This is a genomic window from Kitasatospora sp. NPDC093558, assembly GCF_040683475.1.
Taxonomy (GTDB): Bacteria; Actinomycetota; Actinomycetes; order Streptomycetales; family Streptomycetaceae; genus Kitasatospora.
In genome coordinates this window covers 1-6,225 of sequence record NZ_JBFBDY010000374.1, presented here as the reverse complement: position 1 = coordinate 6,225, position 6,225 = coordinate 1, and the positions used below count along the sequence as shown (strand labels likewise).

At 71.0% G+C, this 6,225-nt stretch carries 5 protein-coding genes; 4 read left to right on the top strand and 1 reads right to left on the bottom strand.

The genetic code is table 11. The features are described from left to right. On the bottom strand, window positions 1–296 hold a 296-nt coding region (locus AB0O00_RS26705), incomplete at its 3' end, for a hypothetical protein (RefSeq protein ID WP_363655885.1). Between the two features lie 281 nt (window positions 297–577). Here AB0O00_RS26705 and AB0O00_RS26700 point away from each other — a divergent pair. The 4 genes from AB0O00_RS26700 to AB0O00_RS26685 all read left to right on the top strand — a co-directional run bounded on the left by AB0O00_RS26700 (window position 578) and on the right by AB0O00_RS26685 (window position 6,191). Next, entirely contained in the window at window positions 578–988 is a 411-nt protein-coding gene (locus AB0O00_RS26700) for an OsmC family protein (protein ID WP_363655883.1), read from the top strand. A gap of 97 nt (window positions 989–1,085) precedes the next feature. Beyond that, entirely contained in the window at window positions 1,086–3,137 is a 2,052-nt protein-coding gene (locus AB0O00_RS26695) for an FAD/NAD(P)-binding protein (RefSeq protein WP_363655886.1), read from the top strand. After that, entirely contained in the window at window positions 3,137–4,810 is a 1,674-nt protein-coding gene (locus tag AB0O00_RS26690; protein ID WP_363655881.1) for a histidine phosphatase family protein, read from the top strand. The genes AB0O00_RS26695 and AB0O00_RS26690 overlap by 1 nt, the downstream gene beginning before the upstream one ends. A gap of 28 nt (window positions 4,811–4,838) precedes the next feature. Next, on the top strand, window positions 4,839–6,191 hold the full coding sequence (locus AB0O00_RS26685) for a cation:proton antiporter (RefSeq protein WP_363655879.1): 1,353 nt from the start codon (window positions 4,839–4,841) through the stop codon (window positions 6,189–6,191). Window positions 6,192–6,225 lie beyond the last annotated feature (34 nt).

The window sequence follows — 6,225 nt, the reverse complement described above, 5'->3', positions numbered from 1 at the left end:
GTGCGCAGTGCCAGCCTCCAGGCGGAGACCGCGGCGGCGTCACCGACGACCAGCGCGTGCACGACGGCGAGCAGCAGGTCCGCGTTGGGCCGGCGGCGGCCGAGCTGGAAGCAGTTGCCGACGGTCGAGCGCGCCGGCCATTCGCTCGGGGGACGACCGGCGCGCTGCCACGCGAGATGCACGCGCCGAGTGATCTGCGTGATGGACGGGTTCCCGGCCCAGGTCTTCAACCTCCTGAGCTCCGCGACGAACTCGTCCATCGTGCGAACTCTGCCCGCGTCCACTTCCTGCAGCACCGACGCCCTCCCCCGCTGACACCCGCCGAACCTATCCAGGAACGTACGTTCCAAGTTAGCGAAGGTCGGCCGTGCCCTGTCAAGCCGATTCTCGCCAGGCGGGCACCGGCCCGGGGCCGTCCAGGATCGTCCACGGTCCGCTCCCGACCGGCCGCGGATCCGGATGCTGGGAATCGATCTTCGCCGGGCAACGGCGGGCCGCGACCGAGGACTTCACCGAGGACACGGCCGACGACGCGAGCACCGGCGGCACGCCATGCCGGAAAGGAACCCAGCAAGCCATGGCAGACATCAGCGTGACCCTGCACCCGGTCGGCGGGAGCGTGGTGGAGGGCCAGGCCCGCACCCACTCCGTCACCGTCGACCGCCCGGTGGAGAAGGAGGGCACCGACGCCGGCCCCATGGGCGGCGAGTACCTCCTGCTCGCCCTCGGCGGCTGCTACCTGAGCACGTTCCTGGCGGCGCTGAAGGCCTCGGACCCCGACGCCGACCCCTCCGGGGTGCAGGTGCGGGTCGACGGCGCGCTGGTGCCCGCCCCGACCCGGTTCTCCGAGCTGACGGTGACGGTGTCCGCCCCGGCCGCCCTGGAGGGCGTGCTCACCAAGCCGCTGCTGAAGGCCGAGCGGGGCTGCATCGTCCACAACTCGATCAAGGGCGGCCTAGCCGTGCGCTTCGCGCACGAGTGGCTCTGAGCACGCCGACCAGCACGCCGTCGAGCACGTCGGCGAGCACGTCGGCGAGCACGTCGGCGAACGCGCCGAACCGACACATACCGAGGGGGAATTGACGATGATGATGAAGCACACCGCCGCGCCGGGCGGCCGCAAGCGCATAGCCGTGATCGGCGCCGGGTTCTCCGGCACCCTGACCACCACCCGTCTGCTCCAGTACGCCGACTCCCCGGTGGAGATCTGCCTGATCGAACGCGAGGAGGGGTACCGCTACGGCGGCATCGCCTTCGGTGAGGCGTCCACGACCTGGGACCACATGCTCAACATCCAGGCCGGCCGCATCACCCTGCGGCGCGAGCACCCCGAGGACTTCCTGGAGTGGGCCAACGATGAGGCCGACCGGTCGAGTTGGCCGCAGAACTGGCGCTACCACGTGTTCGGCATCTCCTGCGTCGTCCCCCGCCGGATCTTCCGCCAGTACCTGGCCGAGCGGCTGCGCCGCGCCGCCGCCGACGCCCACCACGACGTCACGCTCACCGAGCTGGCGGGCGACACCATCGACGTGCGGGCCGAGGGCGACGGGTACGCCGTCACCTACGTCACCGCGGAAGCGGGCGGCACGGGCAGCACGGGCAGCGCGGACGGCATGGGAAGCACGGACGGCATGGGAAGCAAGGACGGCATGGGACGCACGGGCAGCGCGGACGGCGAGGTGCTCACCCTGCACGCCGACTACGTCGTCCTGGCCACCGGCCACCTCGCCCCCGTGCAGCGGCCGTTCTACCACCGGCTGAAGCACTCCGACCGGTTCATCGCCGACCCCTACGCCCCGGGCGCCCAGGCGCAGTTCCGGTCGGTCGCCCCCGACGAGACCGTCCTGGTCGCCGGCTCCGCGCTGTCCGCCTTCGACGCCGTCGTCTCCCTCGTCAACGCCGGCCACACCGGGCAGATCGTCATCAGCTCGCGCGGCGGCCACATGCACGGCACCTACCCCACCGACCACCAGCACGACATCTGGCAGGCCCGCCGCCCGCCGTTCCTCGACGCGGCGGACCTCACCCCGGAGACCGTCGTCGAGGGTGTCCGCGCCGAGTACGCCCACCTGCGCGAACTCCACGGCGGCGAGGTCGCGGAGGGCGTCTTCGCCGAGCGCGTCATGAAGGCGTGGGAGCCGTACGTCATCGAGCTCGTCTCCCGCATGGACGCCGCGGACGTGCGGATGCTCCTCGACCGGTACAAGAGCCTCATCGTCACCAACCGCACCAGCACCGTGCAGGAGATCGGCGGCGTCGTCCGCGACCGCATGCGCGGCTTCAACGGCGCGGCCAGGACCGTGACCGTCAACCCCGGCCACCTGCTCGACATGTGCCCCGCCGAGGGCGGCACCAAGGTCCGCGTCGTCTTCGCCGACCAGCCCGACCTCCTCGTCGACCGCGTCGTCAACTGCCTCGGCAACAACACCGACTACGACCGTGCCGAGCACCCCCTGTGGGACGGCCTCGTCCACGGCCACAAGTACGCCCGGCCGCAGGGCAAGACCCACCGCGGCATCGAGGTCGGCGAGCACGGCCAGCTTGTTTCCGCCGCCGGCACCGAGGCCCGGGGCCTCTTCGGCGTCGGCCCGATGCGCCAGGGTGACGAGACCACCCGGCGCGGACGGCTCGGCGCGTTCGTCTTCAGCATCGGCACCCTGCGCAACCAGTGCTTCGACACCGCGACGGAGGTCCTTCGCCGGCTCAGGCACGACAGCGACGGGGAACTCGTGAACATCCCGGACGGCGTCCACCACTGCCTCGTGCGCAGCACCGACTGGCTCGTCGGCGACCTCGGCAGCACCACCGGCGAGGTCGACACCGCCCGGCTGCGCGAGCGGGTTCTCGGCTTCGCCCGCGAGACCGCCTACCCCAACGCCCTCAACTACCTGCAGGCGTACGACAAGGACGAGCGGCGCAAGTACCGCGGGATCCTGGAGGACGACCTGGCCCGGTTCGGCGACGCGATCGTCCGCGAGTTCGACGCCACCGCCGACCAGGCCCGCCGCCTGGGCTCCATGCTCTCGGTCCTCGTGGAGCGCCACGCCGTGCAGAACCTGTGCGACATCACCCGCCTCGCCGACTGGCGCTCGCAGTACGCCGACCAGGTCGCATTCACCTCGGCGAAGGACGCCTGATGGCGGCACCGGCCGAACAGGAGCTCCTCAGCCGGCTGTTCATGGTCCGGCACGGCGAGTCGACCTGCAACTCCGTCCACCGCATCGCCGGCTCCCGCGACGCGCCCCTGACCATCCTCGGCCGGGAGCAGGCCGAGAAGGTCGCGGGCAACCACCGCGGCCGGCATTTCGACCGCGTCTACGTCTCCCCGCTCTCGCGCGCCTTCGAGACCGCCGGAATCATCCTCGGCGACCGGGGCGAGGACGGCCCCGAGACCGTCGTCGACGAGCGCCTCATGGAACGCGACTTCGGCAGCTACACCCTGGAGTGCAAGTCCATCCTCCAGCGCCGCCACGGCATCGCCGAGTACGAGCGCGCCATGAACGGCGACAGCCCCACCATGCGCGGGGGCGAGACCTTCGAGCAGTTCCGCGCCCGCGTCCACGCCTTCTACGAACAGGAGCTCCTGCCCGCCCTGCGCCGCGGCGAGGTGGTCTGCGTGGTCTCGCACAAGTACGTCGTCGAGCTCATCTGCCGGTTCATCCTCGACCGGCCCGTCGACGAGTCCTACGACCTGCGGCTGCCCAACTCCCAGATGCTCCAGGGCGACCGGATCCACGGGTACGTCAAGAACGAGAACAAGACCATGAACATGGTCTACGACTGGATCGTCGTCAACCACCCCGTCGTCTTCTGCGCCGGACTGGCCGCCGGCCTCCTCGGCAACCTCGCCGGGCTGCGCGTCGACGCCTCGCCCTACCTGCTCCTGCTCCTCCTGGTGGCGGCCAGCGTCATCACCATGTGCCGGATCGAGCTGGAGAACGCCCGCCGGTTCGTCACCGACAAGGGCATCCTGCGCTCGGTCGCGGTCCGCTACCTCGTCCTTCCGCTCGCCTTCGCCGCGCTCCTGCACTGGTGGGGAGCCGGGAGCACCAGCACCGCCGTGTTCGCCGCGGTCTTCCTGGCCACGCCGAGCTCGGTGGTCGCCATGACGGTCAGCCGCTGCCTCGGCGGGATGATCATGCCGACCTTCGCGCAGGTCCTGCTCTCCTCCATCGCCGCCACGTTCTCCTTCACCGGCGTGCTCGCGCTCACCCTGCACGACCACGTCGTCCCGGCCATCGCCATCAGCGCCGCCACCTCCACCGGCATCGTCGTCGCCGCCTACCTCCTCGTGCGGCAGCTGCGACAGCGCTCGCCGATCCGCACCGCCAAGTTCGGCGAACGCAACGGCTACGTGGCCGTCCTGCTGCTCACCGGATTCGTCGTCCTGGTCGCCCTCCATCTCGACCTGTCCGGCTTCCCGACCTACGCGCCGGCGGCCACCGCCATCGCGGTCGGGCTCCGGCTGATCGCGTCGCTGCTCAAGCGCAGGCGGCACGTCCAGACCCTGGACGACTACGTCGCCATGACCTACCCGAACGTGTTCGTCGTGGTCATCATCGGAGCGCTCACCGGCAACGCCCCACTGGAACGCGTCGCCGTCTGGACGCTGCTGCCGATGTTCGTCCTCGCGTTCTTCGACAGCTGGTACGCCAAGTCCCTCGTCGTCGCGCCCGACGACGCCCGCTGGCCCGCCGTGCTCGGCCTCCGCCCGCGCACCCCGGCCACGACCGGCGCCCCGGCCACGACCGACACCACCGGCACGACCGGCACCACCGGCACCACGTCGTACGTCTCGACACAGTCCTGAAAAACCACACCGGGGGCGAGAAACCACCGTGCAGCCACCAGCCCTGCTAGCAGCGGGCACCACCGACAAGAACCTCGACCTGACCCTCCACGTCCTGCCCGCCATCGTCGTCATCCTCATCGCCTCCGCCCTCTGCGGACGCCTGGCGCTGTGGGCCAAGCAGCCGCGCGTCCTCGGCGAGATGGTCGCGGGCGTCCTGCTCGGCCCGACCTTCTTCGGCGCGCTCTTCCCCTCCGCTCAGGAGGCCGTCTTCGCCCCGCAGGTCAAGCCCGTCCTGTACGTCCTCAGCACCATCGGCCTGACCGTCTTCATGTTCCTCGTCGGCGCCGGCCTGGACCACGGCTCGGGCAAGGGCGGGAAGGACACCAAGAACGCCGCCGTCCTCGCGGTCTCCGGCATCCTGCCCTCCCTGCTGCTCGGCGCCGGGGTCGCCTGGGTGCTCCACGACCGCCTCGCCGGGCCCGGGATCGGCACCTTCGAGTTCGCGCTGTTCATCGGCGGCGCCCTGTCCATCACCGCCTTCCCGATGCTCGCCCGCATCCTGTACGAGCGGCGACTGGAGAACAGCCGGATCGGCCGGATGACCCTCCTCGGCGCCTCGATCGACGACGCCGCCGCCTGGTGCTTCCTCGCCGTCCTGTCCGCCCTGCACTCCGGCTCCGGCCCCGGCCAGGCCCTGCGCACCATCGGGCTCACCGCCGTCTTCGTCGCCGTCATGCTCGGCGGCGTCGCCAGGCTGCTGCGCCCGCTGGGCCGTCAGGTCGCGCGCACCGGCCGCTTCGGCTTCGACCAGATGTACCTCGTCGTCGCCATCGTGCTCGCCTCCGGCCTGTTCACCGACTACATCGGCATCTACTCGGTCTTCGGCGGCTTCGTCGCGGGCCTCGCCATGCCGCGCGACCCCGCCTTCCGCCAGGCCCTGCACGCCCGGATGATGGACGTCGTCTGCGTGCTCCTGGTGCCGATCTTCTTCGCCTTCTCCGGGCTCAACACCCGGCTGAACGGCCTCGGCGGCTGGGTCACGATCCTGCCCTTCCTGCTGATCCTCGCCGCCGGCTTCGTCGGCAAGTTCTTCGGCTGCGCCCTGTCGATGCGTGCCACCGGCTTCTCCTGGCGCGAGTCCTGGGCGGTCGGCGGCCTGATGAACGCCCGCGGGCTGATGATCCTCATCTTCATCAACATCGGGCTCGCCCAGGGGATGATCAGCCAGGAGGTCTTCTCCATGCTCGTCCTGGTCGCCGTCATCACCACGGCCGGCGCCGTCCCGCTGTACCGGTGGGCACTTCCCGAGCGGCTGGAGAAGACCCTGTCGCCCGGCGACGGCGAAGCCGCCGCCGAACAGCGCGACGAGGCACCCCGACCGGAGCCCGCCGGCGTGTGAACCCCGCCCGTCCCCGGCGCCGGCCGGACGCTCC

What these genes read in the sequence shown, in the direction of transcription:
- AB0O00_RS26700 (WP_363655883.1), top strand. Translation starts at nt 578, where the DNA reads ATGGCAGACATCAGCGTGACCCTGCACCCGGTCGGCGGGAGCGTGGTG.
- AB0O00_RS26690 (WP_363655881.1), top strand. Translation starts at nt 3,137, where the DNA reads ATGGCGGCACCGGCCGAACAGGAGCTCCTCAGCCGGCTGTTCATGGTC.
- AB0O00_RS26695 (WP_363655886.1), top strand. Translation starts at nt 1,086, where the DNA reads ATGATGATGAAGCACACCGCCGCGCCGGGCGGCCGCAAGCGCATAGCC.